Annotated in this window: 19 protein-coding genes and 1 tRNA gene; 14 read left to right on the top strand and 6 right to left on the bottom strand. The window is 49.6% G+C overall.

Annotated elements, in window-relative coordinates; translation table 11 throughout:
* Positions 1–189 precede the first annotated feature (189 nt).
* Together IB214_RS15940 and phoH are read left to right on the top strand one after the other, a co-directional pair.
* Positions 190–483 carry a hypothetical protein gene (locus tag IB214_RS15940; protein WP_170973033.1) on the top strand — a complete coding sequence of 98 codons (294 nt, stop codon included), beginning with the start codon at positions 190–192 and terminating at the stop codon, positions 481–483.
* Complete coding sequence (phoH, locus tag IB214_RS15935; protein ID WP_168246965.1) at positions 462–1,250, top strand: phosphate starvation-inducible protein PhoH; 789 nt, start codon at positions 462–464, stop codon at positions 1,248–1,250. The genes IB214_RS15940 and phoH overlap by 22 nt, the downstream gene beginning before the upstream one ends.
* Positions 1,251–1,488: 238 nt before the next feature.
* Here the strand turns inward: phoH and IB214_RS15930 are convergent.
* A tRNA-Ser gene (locus IB214_RS15930) sits at positions 1,489–1,576 on the bottom strand.
* A gap of 232 nt (positions 1,577–1,808) precedes the next feature.
* Between IB214_RS15930 and ghrA the strand changes: the two genes are divergently transcribed.
* The 4 genes from ghrA (at position 1,809) to IB214_RS15910 (ending at position 4,767) form a co-directional block, all read left to right on the top strand.
* Complete coding sequence (gene ghrA, locus IB214_RS15925) at positions 1,809–2,747, top strand: glyoxylate/hydroxypyruvate reductase GhrA (protein ID WP_096757599.1); 939 nt, start codon at positions 1,809–1,811, stop codon at positions 2,745–2,747.
* 119 nt (positions 2,748–2,866) lie between these two features.
* A complete protein-coding gene (locus tag IB214_RS15920) occupies positions 2,867–3,604 on the top strand; it encodes a phosphatase (RefSeq protein ID WP_115258890.1) in 738 nt (245 codons plus the stop codon).
* Positions 3,605–3,628: 24 nt separating this feature from the next.
* Complete coding sequence (locus IB214_RS15915) at positions 3,629–4,183, top strand: molecular chaperone (protein WP_096757597.1); 555 nt, start codon at positions 3,629–3,631, stop codon at positions 4,181–4,183.
* Between the two features lie 101 nt (positions 4,184–4,284).
* Positions 4,285–4,767, top strand: a complete 483-nt coding sequence (locus IB214_RS15910) for a DUF1097 domain-containing protein (protein WP_135912264.1) — start codon at positions 4,285–4,287, stop codon at positions 4,765–4,767.
* A gap of 52 nt (positions 4,768–4,819) precedes the next feature.
* Here IB214_RS15910 and csgG read toward each other — a convergent pair whose 3' ends face one another.
* Genes csgG through csgD form a run of 4 tightly spaced genes read right to left on the bottom strand, consistent with a single transcriptional unit; the run spans position 4,820 to position 7,165 of the window.
* The gene (gene csgG / locus IB214_RS15905) at positions 4,820–5,653 is read right to left on the bottom strand and encodes a curli production assembly/transport protein CsgG (RefSeq protein ID WP_096757595.1); all 834 of its coding nucleotides are present in this window, start codon (positions 5,651–5,653) and stop codon (positions 4,820–4,822) included.
* A gap of 25 nt (positions 5,654–5,678) precedes the next feature.
* Positions 5,679–6,092, bottom strand: coding sequence for a curli production assembly/transport protein CsgF (csgF, locus tag IB214_RS15900; protein ID WP_096757594.1), 414 nt, complete (start codon positions 6,090–6,092; stop codon positions 5,679–5,681).
* Between the two features lie 25 nt (positions 6,093–6,117).
* Entirely contained in the window at positions 6,118–6,510 is a 393-nt protein-coding gene (gene csgE / locus IB214_RS15895; protein ID WP_115258887.1) for a curli production assembly/transport protein CsgE, read from the bottom strand.
* Between the two features lie 4 nt (positions 6,511–6,514).
* Positions 6,515–7,165, bottom strand: a complete 651-nt coding sequence (gene csgD, locus IB214_RS15890) for a biofilm master transcriptional regulator CsgD (protein WP_115258886.1) — start codon at positions 7,163–7,165, stop codon at positions 6,515–6,517.
* 763 nt (positions 7,166–7,928) lie between these two features.
* Between csgD and csgB the strand changes: the two genes are divergently transcribed.
* From csgB to IB214_RS15860, 6 genes are all read left to right on the top strand, one after another.
* The gene (gene csgB, locus IB214_RS15885; RefSeq protein WP_115258885.1) at positions 7,929–8,384 is read left to right on the top strand and encodes a curli minor subunit CsgB; all 456 of its coding nucleotides are present in this window, start codon (positions 7,929–7,931) and stop codon (positions 8,382–8,384) included.
* 40 nt (positions 8,385–8,424) lie between these two features.
* Positions 8,425–8,880 carry a curli major subunit CsgA gene (csgA, locus tag IB214_RS15880; protein WP_115258884.1) on the top strand — a complete coding sequence of 152 codons (456 nt, stop codon included), beginning with the start codon at positions 8,425–8,427 and terminating at the stop codon, positions 8,878–8,880.
* A 60-nt stretch (positions 8,881–8,940) separates the two neighbouring features.
* Complete coding sequence (gene csgC / locus IB214_RS15875) at positions 8,941–9,273, top strand: curli assembly chaperone CsgC (RefSeq protein WP_096757589.1); 333 nt, start codon at positions 8,941–8,943, stop codon at positions 9,271–9,273.
* A gap of 150 nt (positions 9,274–9,423) precedes the next feature.
* A complete protein-coding gene (locus tag IB214_RS15870) occupies positions 9,424–9,744 on the top strand; it encodes a type 1 fimbrial protein (RefSeq protein WP_115258883.1) in 321 nt (106 codons plus the stop codon).
* A 100-nt stretch (positions 9,745–9,844) separates the two neighbouring features.
* Positions 9,845–10,387 carry an O-acetyl-ADP-ribose deacetylase gene (gene ymdB / locus IB214_RS15865; RefSeq protein WP_117341753.1) on the top strand — a complete coding sequence of 181 codons (543 nt, stop codon included), beginning with the start codon at positions 9,845–9,847 and terminating at the stop codon, positions 10,385–10,387.
* Positions 10,371–11,810 (top strand): phospholipase D family protein, encoded by a 1,440-nt coding sequence (locus IB214_RS15860; RefSeq protein WP_174361566.1) that lies wholly within the window; start codon positions 10,371–10,373, stop codon positions 11,808–11,810. Before ymdB ends, IB214_RS15860 begins: the two co-directional genes overlap by 17 nt.
* Before the next feature lie 15 nt (positions 11,811–11,825).
* Here IB214_RS15860 and mdoC read toward each other — a convergent pair whose 3' ends face one another.
* Entirely contained in the window at positions 11,826–12,986 is a 1,161-nt protein-coding gene (mdoC, locus tag IB214_RS15855; protein WP_115258880.1) for a glucans biosynthesis protein MdoC, read from the bottom strand.
* A 271-nt stretch (positions 12,987–13,257) separates the two neighbouring features.
* On the opposite strand from mdoC, the gene mdoG reads away from it, so the two are divergent.
* Both mdoG and mdoH read left to right on the top strand, forming a co-directional pair.
* Entirely contained in the window at positions 13,258–14,793 is a 1,536-nt protein-coding gene (gene mdoG / locus IB214_RS15850; protein ID WP_096759435.1) for a glucans biosynthesis protein MdoG, read from the top strand.
* Positions 14,786–17,314: a glucans biosynthesis glucosyltransferase MdoH gene (mdoH, locus tag IB214_RS15845; RefSeq protein WP_117341755.1), complete on the top strand. Its 2,529-nt coding sequence runs from the start codon at positions 14,786–14,788 to the stop codon at positions 17,312–17,314. Before mdoG ends, mdoH begins: the two co-directional genes overlap by 8 nt.
* Position 17,315 lies beyond the last annotated feature (1 nt).

The following is a 17,315-nucleotide window of genomic DNA, read 5'->3' as shown; positions in this document are numbered from 1 at the left end:
AATTTTTCGTGATACGTGCTGCAGTGAAATAATTCTGTCATCTCTCTGTAAGAGACTGTTGCCAACGATAAGATGGAATTTAGTTAACAACAAGTAAAAATATTGTTGCATTGAGAATAAATTCTGTTGTACTTATATGTAACAGCGGTAGTTCCCGGCAGTGATAGTCATTCACTATGGAGATCGCGAATGGTAACGTCCTGCATTGGACAGGTTTCTTACATTATCACCACCTTACGCGGACGTTTCTCTTCCGGTAGCCATCTCGTCACCGCTAAATTTCTCTCTCTTCCACATCTTATCCTTGTTACTGACGCCTTATACGGTGCGCGTAGCCGTGTGTGGTGTCTTATTCGTAGGCAAGCAATGGCTTACAAGGAAGCCAACCCTCAGATGTTCGTGCGCATAATCGTGCCGAAGATGGCGCGTGTGATGTATACCTACAACTCAAGGTGCTATCCATGGGAAGACAAAAAGCAGTGATCAAAGCTCGTCGTGAAGCAAAACGTGTGCTGAGACGGGATTCGCGTAGCCATAAACAACGTGAAGATGAATCGGTCACCTCGCTTGTGCAGATGGGCGGCGTAGAAGCGATTGGTATGGCGCGTGACAGTCGCGATGCCACACCTATCACGGCGCGAAATGAGGCTCAGGCGCACTACCTGAATGCTATTGAGAGTAAACAGCTGATCTTCGCCACCGGTGAAGCCGGGTGTGGTAAAACCTGGATCAGCGCGGCAAAAGCAGCAGAGGCTCTGATCCACAAAGATGTGGACCGGATCATTGTCACCCGTCCAGTTCTGCAAGCTGATGAAGATCTCGGCTTCTTACCTGGAGATGTTTCCGAGAAGTTTGCTCCCTATTTTCGCCCGGTGTATGACGTGCTGGTAAAACGTCTGGGTGCCTCCTTTATGCAATATTGCCTGCGACCTGAGATTGGGAAGGTAGAAATCGCGCCGTTCGCGTATATGCGCGGACGGACATTTGAAAATGCCGTTGTCATTCTCGACGAGGCTCAGAATGTCACTGCTGCGCAGATGAAGATGTTTTTGACGCGCCTCGGGGAGAATGTGACGGTAATTGTGAACGGGGATATTACCCAGTGCGATTTACCGGCGCATGTTCGATCCGGACTAAACGATGCGCTGGCCCGCTTCGAAGAAGATGACATGATTGGAATCGTTCGTTTCAATAAAGATGATTGCGTTCGCTCGGCGCTTTGTCAGCGGACGCTTAACGCTTACAGCTGATAGGTTCTGCGTCTTCAAGGCCCGGGGAACCGGGCTTTGTTTTTTATAAGCAGGGATAATCGTTTATATGCATATAAAAAACACAGACACGCTTCTTTGCAGGATGCCTGATGGCGCTTCGCTTATCCGGCCTACGGGGATTTGCGTTGTCGGCCGGATAAGATGCTCGTATCGCATCCGCCATATTGCAACAGACGAAAAAAAAGCCCGTACTTGCGTACGAGCTCTTCTTCAAATATGGCGGTGAGAGAGGGGTTCGAACCCTCGATACGTTGCCGTATACACACTTTCCAGGCGTGCTCCTTCAGCCACTCGGACACCTCACCGTATTGTTGTTCCTGCGTTAGCGGAACGGGCGCTAATGTAGGGGAAACACCGCCCCGACGTCAATCTACTTTTTAAAAAAAACGTGCATTTACACAAACTTCAAGCAACATGGGGCGTAAATAAGCAAGAATTGCTTTTTTTGCCAGCATCCTAAAATTTGCTATTCTGATATTCCTTGGAAAATGATGATAAGTGCGAGAAAGTTCCGCATAACACTGCTCAGGAGTTAATATGGAAATACTTTTCTATCACCCGACATTCGATACGGCCTGGTGGCTGAAGGCACTGGCTAAGGCAATCCCAGGCGCAAATGTCCGTGAATGGAAGCGGGGTGATAATGCGCATGCTGACTATGCCCTCGTCTGGCATCCACCGGTTGATATGCTGGCAGGTCGCAAGTTAAAAGCTGTTTTCGCGTTGGGCGCCGGCGTGGACTCTATCCTCAGCAAGCTAAAAGCCCACCCTGAAATGCTGGATGCGTCAATCCCGCTTTTCCGTCTGGAAGATACCGGTATGGGTCTGCAAATGCAGGAATATGCGGTGAGTCAGGTGCTGCACTGGTTTCGACGCTTTGATGACTATCAGGCGCTAAAAAGTCAGGCGAAATGGCAACCGCTGCAAGAGTATACCCGCGAAGAGTTTACTGTCGGGATTATGGGGGCAGGGGTATTAGGGGCTAAAGTGGCTGAGAGCCTGCAAGCATGGGGCTTCCCGCTGCGTTGCTGGAGTCGGACGCGTAAATCCTGGCCCGGTGTGGAAAGCTTTGCCGGTACCGCAGAGCTGGCGGCGTTCCTGAGCCAAACGCGGGTGCTGATTAATCTTCTGCCAAATACGGCAGAAACGGTAGGTATTATTAACACCGGGCTGCTGAATCAATTGCAGGATGGGGCGTACGTGCTTAACCTGGCACGCGGGGTTCATCTGAAGGAAGACGATCTGCTGGCTGCGCTGAATACCGGAAAGTTGAAGGGCGCGATGCTGGACGTCTACAGCAGCGAGCCGCTACCGGAAAATAACCCTCTATGGAAACATCCGCGCGTGGCGATGACGCCGCATATTGCCGCCGTGACGCGTCCTGCAGAGGCCGTAGACTATATCTCACGCACCATTTTAAACCTTGAGAGTGGGAAAGCCGTAACGGGTCAAGTCGATCGCGTTAGGGGATATTGATAACAACCCGGCCAGCCGCCGGGTTTCGTCTAAACACCGTCCTACAGCTCTAATTATTTAGGGTATTAATGGTGGAGATACCTGCTATCCTTGACGAAAAATGACTACAGGAGAGAATTATGTATCCCGTTGACCTGCATATGCATACCGTCGCCAGCACCCACGCCTACAGCACCCTGAGTGATTACATCGCCGAAGCCAAACGCAAAGGTATCAAGCTGTTTGCGATCACCGATCACGGGCCGGACATGGCAGATGCCCCGCATCACTGGCATTTTATTAATATGCGCATTTGGCCAAGGTTGGTGGACGGGGTGGGAATTCTCCGCGGTATTGAAGCGAATATTAAAAATATTGACGGCGAGATCGACTGCTCCGGTCCGATGTTTACTTCCCTGGATTTAATCATTGCAGGCTTCCATGAGCCGGTTTTCGCACCTGTTGATAAAGACACGCATACCCAGGCGATGATTGCCACAATGGCGAGTGGTAATGTGCACATTATCAGTCATCCAGGAAATCCAAAGTATGAGTTAGACTTTACCGCCGTCGCACAGGCGGCAGCGAAATACCAGGTAGCACTGGAAATCAATAACTCCTCATTCCTGCATTCACGTAAGGGCAGTGAAGACAACTGTCGCGCAGTCGCCGCAGCGGTACGCGATGCCGGTGGATGGGTGGCGTTAGGATCGGATTCCCATACCGCCTTCACGCTGGGGGAATTTGGTGAATGCCGTAAAATCCTGGATGATGTGAACTTCCCGGAGGACAGAATTTTAAACGTATCGCCAAAACGCCTGCTGGCGTTTCTGGAATCGCGCGGCATGGAGCCTATCGCGGAATTTGCTGAACTTTAATTGTGAACTAACTGGAATACAACAATGAACGAGTTTTCTATCCTGTGTCGCGTCCTGGGATCGCTGTTTTACCGCCAACCGCAGGACCCGTTACTGGTTCCTCTTTTTACCGTGATCGGTGAGGGTAAACTGTCAGCAAGTTGGCCACTGGAGCAAGATGAACTGCTGGCTCGCTTACAGAAAAGCTGTGATATGCCGCAGGTGGCTGCAGATTATAACGCGCTGTTTGTCGGTGAAGAGTGTGCGGTGCCACCTTATCGCAGCGCTTGGGTCGAAGGTGCTAAGGAATCCGATGTTCGCGCATTCCTTTCTGCGCGCGGCATGCCGTTGTCGGATACTCCTGCTGATCATATCGGCACATTGCTGCTGGCTGCGTCATGGCTTGAAGATCAGTCTGCTGAAGATGAAAGTGAAGCGCTGGAAACGTTATTCGTTGACTATCTGCTCCCGTGGTGTGACGCGTTCCTTGGCAAAGTGGAAGCGCATGCCAGTTCCCCATTCTGGCGTACCATGGCGCCGCTGACGCGCGATGCGATTGGCGCGATGTGGGACGAGTTGCAGGAAGATACCGAAGAGTAAATGTGATTTAAGTCACTTTATTCTGCAACGCAATTTATCAGCTTGCATAAATTGTGTGCACGATCTCATTATCATGCCGTTTTTCTGCTAAGATGCGCGGCATGAACATACTTCTTTCTATTGCAATCACAACGGGCATTCTCTCCGGTATCTGGGGATGGGTGGCCGTTTCTCTTGGTTTACTCAGTTGGGCAGGTTTTTTGGGTTGTACAGCCTATTTTGCCTGTCCGCAGAGTGGGCTGAAAGGGCTGTGGATCTCAGCGTGTACGCTGTTAAGCGGTGTGGTGTGGGCGTTGGTGATTATTAACGGTAGTGCGCTTGCCCCGCATATGGACATCATCGGCTATGTCATCACGGGGATTGTTGCCTTCTTGATGTGCATTCAGGCTAAGCAATGGTTGCTTTCATTTGTGCCGGGTACGTTTATTGGTGCATGTGCAACATTTGCAGGGCAGGGGGACTGGCGTCTGGTTCTGCCTTCGTTAGCAGTGGGACTGGTGTTTGGCTATGCAATGAAGAACAGCGGACTGTGGCTGGCGTCCCGCCGTGAAAACCGAGAATCACCTTCGTTGACCAGTAAATAATAAAAAGCGTGAGGTTACCCTCACGCTTGTCGTTGTCTTTTCATATTAAGTATCAGGATTCCGGCGGTACCGACAAATGACGGTATTTAACCAGAATATCGTTATCGACCTGTTTCTTATCCTGCAAGTCCCATAATCCGCGATCAATCCCGTCGTTAATCAGGAAAATAACCCCAGTTTCAATGGCTGACATCAGGCACAGCATAACGGGTTCGTTAGAGGTATAACCGATTTCACCTTCCAGCAGACGTTGGTAATCAATGAAGCGGAATACCCCAGCCTGGACTTCATAGGAGAGAATGGTTTTGCTGGTGTTCACCGAAGAAAGGATTTCACCCGTGCTGACGTTGACCACACGCAGGTTGACCGCAATCTGATCAAGCTGGTATTGCGTGTCTGCGCCAATACCGAAATAACGCGCGCCAACCCCACCAGACTTAACGTTGCTTTCATAACCGATGATAGACCCTTCCACCATTACGTTTGCGGCGGTCAGTGACTGAAGCGGAATACGGTTATTTACAGCAACGGTACCGTTTTCTTGCGCAGCACGAATAATTTTTCGTTCGTTAAGCAAGTTCTGTAATCCCTGACGCTCCAGCGGTACAAACCAGCGAGAATCCTTCAATGCGGTGACCAGCATCGCCGTGGCACTTTGCGGGACAGCCGTTGAGAAGTTACTTGCCGGGTAAGGCTTAAATTGACCCGTTTCATCTTGAATGTTGTAAACCGAGACAAAAATCTTGCCCGTAGGCATTGGCAGGTGCGTCAAGTCTTTATAGCTTTGGGCACGCGGCATTAATGTCGGTTTAGCGGCTTCTTGTGGCGGGGCTGTTAAGCATCCGCTGAGTAAGAATATTGCAACCAAAATAAGTAAGCGCTGCATGATTTTTTCCTTTCGTAGCTATAGCTTAGAAATCGGCTGACTGTGTTTGTAAACCCGACACTTCTATCGTCGATGTTTTGCCCGTTTTCCTGTCTGTGACATTGAGTTGCAGCTGCCCATCCCGGTTGGCGATATCAATGATAAAATCATTGGTTACCATCCTGCCCGGCTTACCGGTATTAATATTGGTAAGCAGACCGCCGAGAATTTGTGACTGGATGGCCTGGGTAAAGTTGTCCAGGGCCGATGGGGTTTCAAAACCGAAATCGTCACCACTTGGATCTTTATACGAGTTTTGCGCCTGCGCACTGTTCAGCAAAAAAGCGCCGTTATTTGGGTTGCCACCAAAGTTTGGATTGCGGAACTGGAACGTCATGTTTCCGGCCCAACTTAATGGTGAAATTAGCATGAGCAAAACCACTGCATGTTTGACACGCATGAAAGCCTCCGGACAAAATCATGTTTTAGAATTCATCACGCGCTAAATCGCTTGTGCTTAATAGTGTTTGATCTATTTGCCGACGATTTAATGCATCTTCTGTTTCAGCCAGAGCGAAGACGACTATTTTGTCGAAGTCTCTTTTCGTCGGGAATAAAAAAGTCTGGAAGATAACGTCCTGATTGATCGTTATGGTGATCCAACTTCCCCAACGTGCACTGGGCCTTTCATTGATGGTTAAGTTTCCTGTGTACTCACTTTCCCACTTGTCGCTAAACGCACGATAAAAATCATGGCCGATTGAAGAGACAGTGTGGTCGGTTAACAGTCCGGGAACCTCCACTTCTACAGCGGCGTGTAGATTCCCGGCAGCAAGGAATAAATTTGCTGCCACAATCCAGTTCAAATAGCGTTTCATGGCATTATCGCCTGAGGTTATCATTGGCCCACGAGACCGCCTGCGTACGGTTCTTCACAGCTATCTTTTTGAAAAGATTATAAAGATGCGTTTTTACCGTATTTTCACTGATAAACAGTGAGCGTGCGATTTCAATATTTGAGGCGCCGATACGCAGTTTATTAAGGATCTCTTTTTCACGATGTGTGAGTAGTGCTGACTCTGTACTGTTATAACGATAGTTTCCAGAATGTGTGATCAGGTAGCTGGCGAGCTTTTGCGAGAAGTAGCATTCACCGCGTAAAACGCCTTGTAACCCGGCCACCACACGCTGTTCATCTTCTGCTACGTAAAATACACCATTGATATGCGGCCAGTTTTCAATATCCCGGTACGGATAATCATCGGGTGTATTCAACAATAACGTCTTTATACTGTTGTTTTTTCTACTTAAGTTATCTTGCCAGTAATGGATCAGCTTTTTATCTGCCTCCATCATATCCAGTAAAACAATGCAGCTGGAGGAAATATCGTCCAGAGAACGTTGAATATTATGCAGTTTTCCGGTGAGCGCCAGCGATTGCTTTAAATGTTGTAATAATGCAGTTGCCTGCAGGGACGGTTTAGTGATCAACAATAATGTATGACCATGAATACTATGGACTTCATTAAACATGATGAAACTCCACTTTTATAGTCGCACACCTGACAGCTGCCTCTACTAAAATAGAGGCACCAGAAGTACTGACAGATGCTGCACTGCTGTGTAGAAATAAAATATCGACCCAAAGGGGTGAAAATATTAAAACAAATGGACTTCAACTGATTTCAATCTAGCTATTACAAATCTTAAAGCAAGTGTTAAACTTGTTACATAATGTAAATTTATATATTAAAATGTGATTTTAAGGTTTTTATTGAGTTTAGATTTGATAGGAAAGTTGTACACTTTACTGTTATTGCATAGATTTAAAAAATCATACAAATTATATTAATCGTATGATAAATAAGAAGTTTATTTATAGTTCTTTCGTTTTAGCTTTCTAATGAATTCTGAAGTTTTTGTCTCACTTTACGTTGAGTAATTTTCGACAGAAAAAAATGATGTTTGTCACGACTTGCGCCAAGGCCAATCAACACCTCGCGCTGCGAGGGCCTGAAGTCGCTGAAGATTGGTTTTTTATGCTTCTGCATAGAAATGCACATCTCACGCTAAAGCCAAAATAAAATGTATACAGATAACAGCGTTATTGGCTGTTAATTAGTACTTTGGGGTGAATCTGAATATAAAAATACCACTCGCGGGTGAGTTATTTAAAATGTTTCAACGGACATACTCTTCATCGTAACGTGGCATTAACAAGTTTAAGTCATGTTAACAACAAAACTTGAGTGGTAAATAATTCAACTTCATGTACGACCAGGTCCAGGGTGACAACATGAAAAACAAGTTGTTATTTATGATGTTTACAATGCTGGGTGTGCCTGGAATTGTGTCCGCAACAAGTTATGACATGGCTAATGCAGAATATAACTTTGCGGTAAATGAATTAAGTAAGTCTTCATTTAATCAGGCAGCCATTATTGGTCAAGTAGGCGCTGGGAACAGTGCCAATACACGCCAGTCGGGCTCGAAGCTATTGTCGGTCATTTCGCAGGATGGTTCAAGTAACCGAGCGAAAATAGATCAGGCAGGATCATATAATCTTGCATATATAGATCAGGCGGGTAGTTCCAATGATGCGAGTATAAAACAAGGTTCTTACGGTAATACGGCCGTTATTATCCAGAAAGGTTCGGGTAATAAAGCAAATATTACCCAGTACGGTACACAAAAAACAGCAGTTGTGGTGCAGAGACAGTCGCAAATGGCCATTCGCGTGACTCAACGCTAATCCATGAACGACTTTTAAATCAATCCGATGGGGGTTTACCATGAAACTTTTAAAAGTGGCAGCATTCGCAGCAATCGTAGTTTCTGGCAGTGCTCTGGCTGGTGTTGTTCCGCAATGGGGCGGCAACGGCAATCACCATGGTGGTGGTAATAATTTTGGTCCAGAATCATCAATGAGTATTTACCAGTATGGTTCTGGCAACATTGCGAATGCGCTGCAAAGTGATGCACGTAAATCCGATGTGACCATCACCCAGCATGGGCGTGGTAACGGGGCAACCGTCGGGCAAGGTGCTGATGACAGTACCATCAGTCTGAAACAGTCAGGCTTCAGCAACAGCGCTGACATCAATCAGTGGAATGCTAAACGTGCGGACATTAACGTGACCCAATACGGTGGTCGCAACGGTGCGGTGGTTAATCAGACTGCGTCTGACTCCAACGTTCTGGTTCGTCAGGTTGGTTTTGGCAACAACGTCACGGCTAACCAACATTAATTCAGTCTGCTGACTGAGAATAAACAGGGCGAAAGCCCTGTTTTTTTTCGGGAGAATAGTATGCATACGCTATTACTTATTGCCGCGCTGTCAAATCAAATCACCTTTAATACAACCCAGCAAGGCGAAATGTACACCATTATTCCTCAGGTAACGTTAACGCAACCCTGTGAATGTCAGGTACAAGTCTTCGCGATACGTGAAGGGAAGGGGGGGCAAAGCCAAACGCAGCAGAAAACAAGCCTTTCGGTCCCTGCTAATCGGCCGATTGATTTAACTAAGCTGAGCTTTAATATTTCCGCTGAGGACTCAGTAAAAATTATTGTCACCGTTTCGGATGGGCAATCGCTGCATCTCTCACAACAATGGACAGACTCATCCGGTCATTCTTGAGGGACTGAAGTATTTGCAGGTCGGGTGTGGCTGGGAGCGCATTGCTGTTCTATGAATATAGAAACGTGAAGATGTTTTTATCGGGTCGTTAATCGCAGCGGTGAAGGATCATACCGATCCCTCAAGAGGACTAATCATTGAGGAACCTTTATGTGTACTTTAGCGAACAGAATTCTGAGTATTGGCATTGGTGTTTTTTCTCTTTTTACAGTATCCGTAAGTGCTCAACAAATCTCAGCGGGTGGGATTATTCATTTTCGCGGTGAAATAGTGGAACCGCCTTGTGAAGTTAGCACCCAGCAACAACAGATAGAAATGTCATGTATACGCGACGGCAAGATGCAAAGTAGCCGTTTTAATGCGCAACAGGTCACTCTGGTGCCGCAGAATGTTAAGCAAATTGCGAGCGCTAACATGCACTACCTCAATGAGCAGAAAACCCTCGCTATTCTTAACATTGAATATAAATAAGTCGTTCTGGCGTAGATATGCAGCCGTTTCGTTAAAAAGTGAGATTTCCTGGAAAACCCTGCTGTACACTGAAGAGAAGGTGTTTCGTCAGGGGAAGTTTATGCAATCGCGTGTTCATGTGGTACAGGGCGACATTACGACGATGGCTGTTGATGTGATCGTCAATGCTGCCAATTCGTCCCTATTGGGAGGCGGTGGCGTGGATGGGGCAATTCATCGCGCTGCCGGACCGGCATTGTTGGAGGCCTGTAAACAGGTTATCCAACAGCAGGGAGAATGTCCAACGGGTCATGCGGTCATCACTCTGGCAGGCAATCTTCCTGCGAAAGCGGTTATTCATACCGTGGGGCCTGTGTGGCAGGGGGGCGATCATCATGAAGCTGAACGTCTCGAAGAGGCCTATTTGAACACGCTGCAACTGGCCTTAGCCAATGGCTATCAATCCATTGCTTTTCCGGCGATTAGCACGGGAGTGTATGGTTATCCGCGCGCAGCAGCAGCGGAAATCGCCGTCAACACGGTGTTGAGGTTCACGACCCGCCGGGCGCTACCTGAGCAGATTTACTTCGTGTGTTTTGATGACGAAACGGCCCAACTTTATAACAGATTACTCACCCAGCAAGGCGATGATAACCCAGCCTGATATGACGCGGCTCGAGCGTGCAATTACTCCGCTTTGCGCCAGCCATCCTGAACAATGCGGCATCCTTGCGCTGGATGACAGTCTGGATGCGTTTGCCGCTCGCTATCGACTCACTGAAATGGCGGAACGCTCCCTGGATGTGCAGTATTACATCTGGGAGAACGACATGTCCGGGCTGCTATTGTTTTCGGTACTGCTGGCCGCAGCGAAACGTGGCGTGCAGGTCCGTTTGTTGCTGGACGACAACAACACGCCGGGTCTGGATGATACGCTGCAATTACTGGATAACCACCCGAATATCGAAGTCCGCCTGTTTAATCCTTTCTCTTTTCGCATCTTGCGTGCGGTGGGCTATTTAACCGATTTCGCCCGACTTAACCGTCGTATGCATAATAAAAGTTATACCGCCGACGGGGTGGTCACGTTGGTTGGCGGGCGCAATATCGGTGACGCCTATTTTGGCGCAGGCGAACAGCCGCTATTTTCTGATTTGGATGTAATGGCCGTAGGGCCGGTGGTGACCGAGGTTGCGGATGATTTTGAACGTTACTGGCAGTGTCAGTCCGTTTCAACACTCAAAAAAGTGCTCTCACTGTCAGAGCCTGAACCTACCCAGCGTATTGACCTGCCGGAGTCCTGGTATAACGATGATATAACTCGCCGTTACCTGAATAAGCTGGAAACCAGCCAGTTTATGGCCAGTCTCGATCGGGGGGCGTTGCCGCTGATTTGGGCCAAAACACGCCTGCTCAGCGACGACCCGCTAAAAGGTGAGGGGAAGGCTCCGCGCCATTCGCTATTACCTCAGCGCTTGTTCGATATTATGGGCTCACCTACCGAGCGTATTGATATTATTTCCGCCTATTTTGTGCCTACACGGGCGGGCGTTGCCCAACTGCTGCGTTTGGTGAGAAAAGGGGTCAAAATTGCCATTCTAACCAATTCGCTGGCGGCGAATGATGTGGCAATTGTTCATGCCGGCTACGCGCGCTGGCGAAAAAAACTGCTGCGCTATGGTGTGGAATTATATGAGCTTAAACCGACACGCGATCGCGCCACGGCTGTGCACGATCGCGGATTAACCGGTAATTCGGGCTCGAGTTTGCACGCTAAAACTTTCAGTATTGACGGGCGTAAGGTGTTTATCGGCTCGCTTAATTTTGATCCGCGCTCCACATTGCTCAACACGGAAATGGGATTTGTTATTGAAAGTGAAAGCCTGGCCGCACTAATTCATAACCGTTTTATGCAGAGTCAGCATGATGTTGCCTGGCAATTGCGTCTCGATCGCTGGGGACGGATTAACTGGGTTGACCGCCAGCAGGGTCATGAGCAGGTGCTGAAAAAAGAACCCGCCACCGGATTCTGGAAGCGGGTATTGGTGAAGCTGGCCTCGATATTACCGATTGAATGGTTGCTCTGAACGACGTAACCCAAGCTAACCAGTGACGGCCTTGTTTTTGTCCTGCTTAACCGGCGGTTTTCCTGAAAACAAAAACTTCAGTACCGGGATCCGGAGATGAATTTCGTACAGTATCACCGCGATCCCGACCACAAACAGCAGTCCACAGAGAAAGCCCAGCAGATTGGATGAGATGTGCGGTGTGATATAGGCGCCGAAAAACAGCGTTAACGGATGATGCACCAGATAAATAAACAGCGATGCATTGACAAAATAGGTTACGCGCGCTGACTGAAAATTCAATAAACGATAGCCGAGCGAAAAGACCACGTTAACCATCAACAGCCCCAGAACCATGGTTACCACGTATTCAGTTTCATACATCCAGGCGTCGCCGTTGCCGTATCGTTGGTTGAGCAGGTACGCTACAAAGGCCGCTCCTGCACCGAGAGTGCAACCACGCGAGGGGGTGGTGAACAGCGCCTTCAGATTGGGATTAATGAATGCCAGCGCACCGAGCATAAAGAAAGGCACATAAAACAGCGTTTGCATGACGACAAAATTAAACATGCCGTCGCTGAGGATCGAAGGGTAGAGAATAAAAATGGTTCGTCTGACGACGGCGTAGCCCACACCAAGCAAGGCAAAAATTAGCGTTAACTTTACCATTGACGCTGGGGCTGGGGGCGTTCCCTGCTGGCTTTCCTGACGCTTCTTAATTTGGGTAAATACCCACATGCTCACGGTCGTTAACACCACAAGGACCAGCAAAAACCACAGATGAGAAATGAGCTCCCAGGCAAGGGCGTTATATTTATCGTACCCGCTGAGCGTGTGCCAACTCTCTGCTTTCCCTTTTACATATTGCAGCATGATAAATTGCGGCAGGGTGAGCAAGGGAATCGCGGTCAACATCGGGATCCCCACGCGCTCAACACGCACTTTCCACCAGCGTTTTAATGGATAGCGTAAAAACAACATGTAGGAAAAATAACCCGAAATAACAAAAAACACCTGCATGCGAAACGCATGGATGAAGTCGTTAAACAAGGTTAGCCACCACGACGGTTCAGCACTGTTCACGTGCCAGGTGTGTGTGGAATAAATCAATGAGATATGGAATGGGATCCCCAACAACATCAGCCAGGCGCGGATGGAGTCAAGAAAATATTCACGCGGAGGGGATACAGAGCTCATAAACAGTTACGTATTCTCAGACTTTTCGTCTTATCCCTAAGACGAATAATGGTTACATTCGAGGGCAACCCTACACGAAGTCCAACAACCTGTCTCCAGGATAAGCACGCAAAGTGAAAACAGGCAGATGAACCTGATTAAACCATGAGCCAGCGCGCGAACAATACAGGGATTCAGTTGTCGGAATACCCGATTATCCATTAAAATGGATCGGATCAATATAAGCACACAAAGGGGGAAGTGCTTACTAATTATGAAACATAAACTACAAATGATGAAAATGCGTTGGTTGGGTGCAGCAGTCATGTTAACGCTGTACACATCTTCGAGCTGGGCATTCAGTATTGATGATGTGGCAAAGCAAGCTCAATCCTTAGCCGATAAAGGCTATGAGGCGCCTAAAAGTAACTTGCCCTCCGTTTTCCGCGACATGAAGTATGCGGATTATCAGCAGATCCAGTTCAATCACGATAAAGCCTACTGGAGCAATCTCAAGACCCCATTTAAGCTCGAGTTCTACCACCAGGGTATGTACTTCGACACGCCGGTCAAGATCAACGAAGTTACCGCCACAGCGGTAAAGAGAATCAAATACAACCCGGATTATTTTAATTTCGGCGATGTTCAGCATGATAAAGACACGGTAAAAGATCTCGGTTTCGCCGGGTTCAAGGTGCTGTACCCGATCAACAGCAAAGATAAAAACGATGAAATCGTCAGCATGCTCGGTGCCAGCTATTTCCGCGTCCTGGGAGCCGGTCAGGTTTATGGCCTGTCTGCACGCGGCCTCGCTATTGATACCGCACTGCCTTCCGGTGAAGAATTTCCCCGTTTTCGCGAGTTTTGGATCGAGCGTCCAAAACCGACTGACAAACGTTTAACCATCTATGCATTGCTGGACTCCCCACGCGCCACCGGGGCCTATCGTTTTGTGATTATGCCAGGCCGTGACACGGTGGTGGACGTTCAGTCCAAAGTTTACCTGCGCGACAAAGTAGGCAAACTGGGCGTTGCGCCGCTGACCAGTATGTTCCTGTTCGGGCCGAACCAACCGTCTCCGGCGACCAACTATCGTCCGGAGCTGCACGACTCTAACGGTTTGTCTATCCATGCTGGCAACGGCGAGTGGATTTGGCGTCCGCTGAATAACCCGAAACACCTCGCGGTGAGCAGTTTTGCGATGGAAAACCCGCAGGGATTTGGTCTGCTGCAACGTGGCCGCCAGTTCTCGCGTTTTGAAGATATCGACGACCGCTACGACCTGCGTCCGAGTGCCTGGGTAACGCCGAAAGGTGACTGGGGCAAGGGGAAACTTGAGTTAGTTGAAATCCCAACCAACGATGAAACCAACGACAACATCGTCGCTTACTGGACGCCGGACCAACTGCCTGAAGCAGGCAAAGAGATGAACTTCAAGTACACGCTGACCTTTACCCGCGATGAAGACAAACTTCATGCGCCGGATAATGCCTGGGTACAGCAGACACGTCGTTCTACCGGTGATGTCAAACAATCGAACCTCATTCGTCAGCCTGACGGCACGATTGCATTTATCGTCGATTTTGCCGGCGCAGATATGAAAAAACTGCCGCAGGATACCCCAGTCACCGCGCAAACCAGCATTGGTGATAACGGTGAAATCGTTGAGAGTACGGTGCGTTATAACCCGGTCACTAAGGGTTGGCGTCTGATGCTGCGCGTGAAAGTGAAAGATGCGAAGAAAACCACTGAAATGCGTGCTGCGTTGGTCAATGCCGATCAGCCGTTGAGTGAAACCTGGAGCTACCAGTTACCTGCCAATGAATAAGACAACTGAGTATATTGACGCAATGCCGCTTTCGGATATCGAGAAAGCGGCACTGCCGAAAACTGACATCCGCGCCGTTCATCAGGCGCTGGATGCCGAGCATCGTACTTACTCGCGCGAAGACGATTCACCGCAGGGGTCTGTTAAAGCTCGCCTTGAGCAAGCCTGGCCGGATTCTCTGGCCAAAGAGCAGTTAATTAAAGACGATGAAGGACGCGACCAGCTGCAGGCTATGCCGAAGGCTACGCGTACATCTATGTTTCCCGATCCCTGGCGTACCAACCCGGTAGGCCGTTTTTGGGATCGTCTGCGTGGACGCGATGTTACGCCGCGTTATCTTTCTCGTTTGACGAAAGAAGAACAAGAAAGTGAACAGAAATGGCGTACCGTCGGGACGATTCGCCGCTATACGCTGCTTATCTTAACGCTGGCGCAAACGGTCGTTGCGACCTGGTATATGAAGACCATTCTTCCGTACCAGGGCTGGGCGTTCATTAATCCGGCAGACATGATGGGGCAGGACCTGTGGGTCTCCTTTATGCAATTGCTGCCCTATGTGCTCCAGACCGGTATCCTGATTCTGTTTGCGGTATTGTTCTGCTGGGTATCGGCAGGGTTCTGGACCGCGCTGATGGGGTTCTTGCAACTGCTGATTGGCCGCGATAAGTACAGTATTTCCGCGTCAACGGTGGGGGATGAAGCATTAAACCCTGAGCACCGCACTGCGCTTATCATGCCTATCTGTAACGAGGACGTTGACCGCGTATTCGCGGGGCTGCGCGCCACGTGGGAATCGGTGAAAGCCACGGGTAATGCTGCGCATTTCGATGTCTACATCCTGAGCGACAGCTACAACCCTGATATCTGCGTGGCGGAACAAAAAGCCTGGATGGAGCTGATCGCTGAAGTGCAGGGCGAAGGACAGATTTTCTACCGCCGTCGTCGTCGTCGTGTGAAGCGTAAAAGCGGCAACATTGATGACTTCTGCCGTCGCTGGGGGAATCAGTACAGCTACATGGTCGTCCTGGACGCTGACTCGGTAATGAGCGGCGATTGCCTGACCGGTCTGGTGCGTCTGATGGAAGCGAACCCGAATGCCGGTATTATTCAGTCGTCGCCAAAAGCGTCCGGTATGGACACGCTGTATGCACGCTGCCAGCAGTTTGCTACGCGCGTGTATGGGCCGCTGTTTACCGCCGGGCTTCACTTCTGGCAGCTCGGGGAGTCGCACTACTGGGGTCACAACGCGATTATTCGCGTGAAGCCGTTTATTGAGCATTGTGCGCTCGCACCGCTACCGGGTGAAGGCTCGTTTGCGGGTTCGATCCTCTCCCATGACTTCGTGGAAGCGGCGTTAATGCGTCGTGCAGGCTGGGGGGTGTGGATTGCCTACGATCTGCCGGGTTCTTATGAAGAGCTGCCGCCAAACCTGCTTGATGAACTGAAGCGTGACCGTCGTTGGTGTCACGGCAACCTGATGAACTTCCGTCTGTTCCTGGTCAAAGGGATGCATCCGGTTCACCGTGCGGTGTTCCTGACGGGCGTGATGTCTTATCTGTCTGCCCCGCTGTGGTTTATGTTCCTCGCGCTTTCAACCGCATTGCAGGTGGTGCATGCGCTGACGGAGCCGCAATACTTCCTGCAGCCGCGTCAGCTGTTCCCGGTGTGGCCGCAGTGGCGTCCTGAACTGGCGATTGCACTGTTTGCCTCAACCATGGTGCTGCTGTTCCTGCCGAAGCTGCTGAGTATTTTGCTCATCTGGTGCAAAGGGACGAAAGAGTACGGCGGTTTTGTCCGCGTGACGCTGTCGCTGCTGCTGGAGGTGCTGTTCTCCGTGCTGCTGGCGCCGGTGCGTATGCTGTTCCATACCGTCTTCGTGGTCAGTGCTTTCCTCGGTTGGGAAGTCGTCTGGAACTCGCCGCAGCGTGATGATGATTCCACTCCGTGGGGTGAAGCGTTTATGCGTCACGGCTCCCAGCTGCTGCTGGGTCTGGTCTGGGCGGTCGGTATGGCTTGGCTGGATCTGCGCTTCCTGTTCTGGCTGGCACCGATTGTCTTCTCCCTGATCCTGTCGCCGTTTGTGTCGGTGATTTCCAGCCGTTCAACGATAGGGTTACGTACCAAGCGCTGGAAGCTGTTCCTGATCCCGGAGGAGTATTCTCCTCCGCAGGTGCTGGTGGATACGGATAACTACCTGGTGATGAATCGCAATCGCTCGCTGGATGACGGCTTTATGCACGCGGTGTTTAACCCGTCATTTAACGCACTGGCTACGGCGATGGCGACCGCGCGTCACCGCTCCAGTAACGTGCTGGAGATTGCCCGTGACCGTCATGTCGAGCAGGCGCTGAACGATACACCTGAGAAACTGAATCGCGATCGCCGCCTTGTGCTGTTGAGCGATCCGGTGACCATGGCGCGTTTACATTATCGCGTCTGGAACTCGCCGGATAAGTATTCGTCGTGGGTTAATTATTATCAGGGGATAACCCTGAACCCGCTGGCACTCAGGAAGAAATAGA

The sequence above is a fragment of the Citrobacter sp. C1 genome (assembly GCF_014596895.2).
GTDB lineage: Bacteria > Pseudomonadota > Gammaproteobacteria > Enterobacterales > Enterobacteriaceae > Citrobacter > Citrobacter gillenii.
The sequence above is the reverse complement of the archived record's forward strand: the minus strand, read 5'-3'. Positions and strand labels throughout refer to the sequence as shown.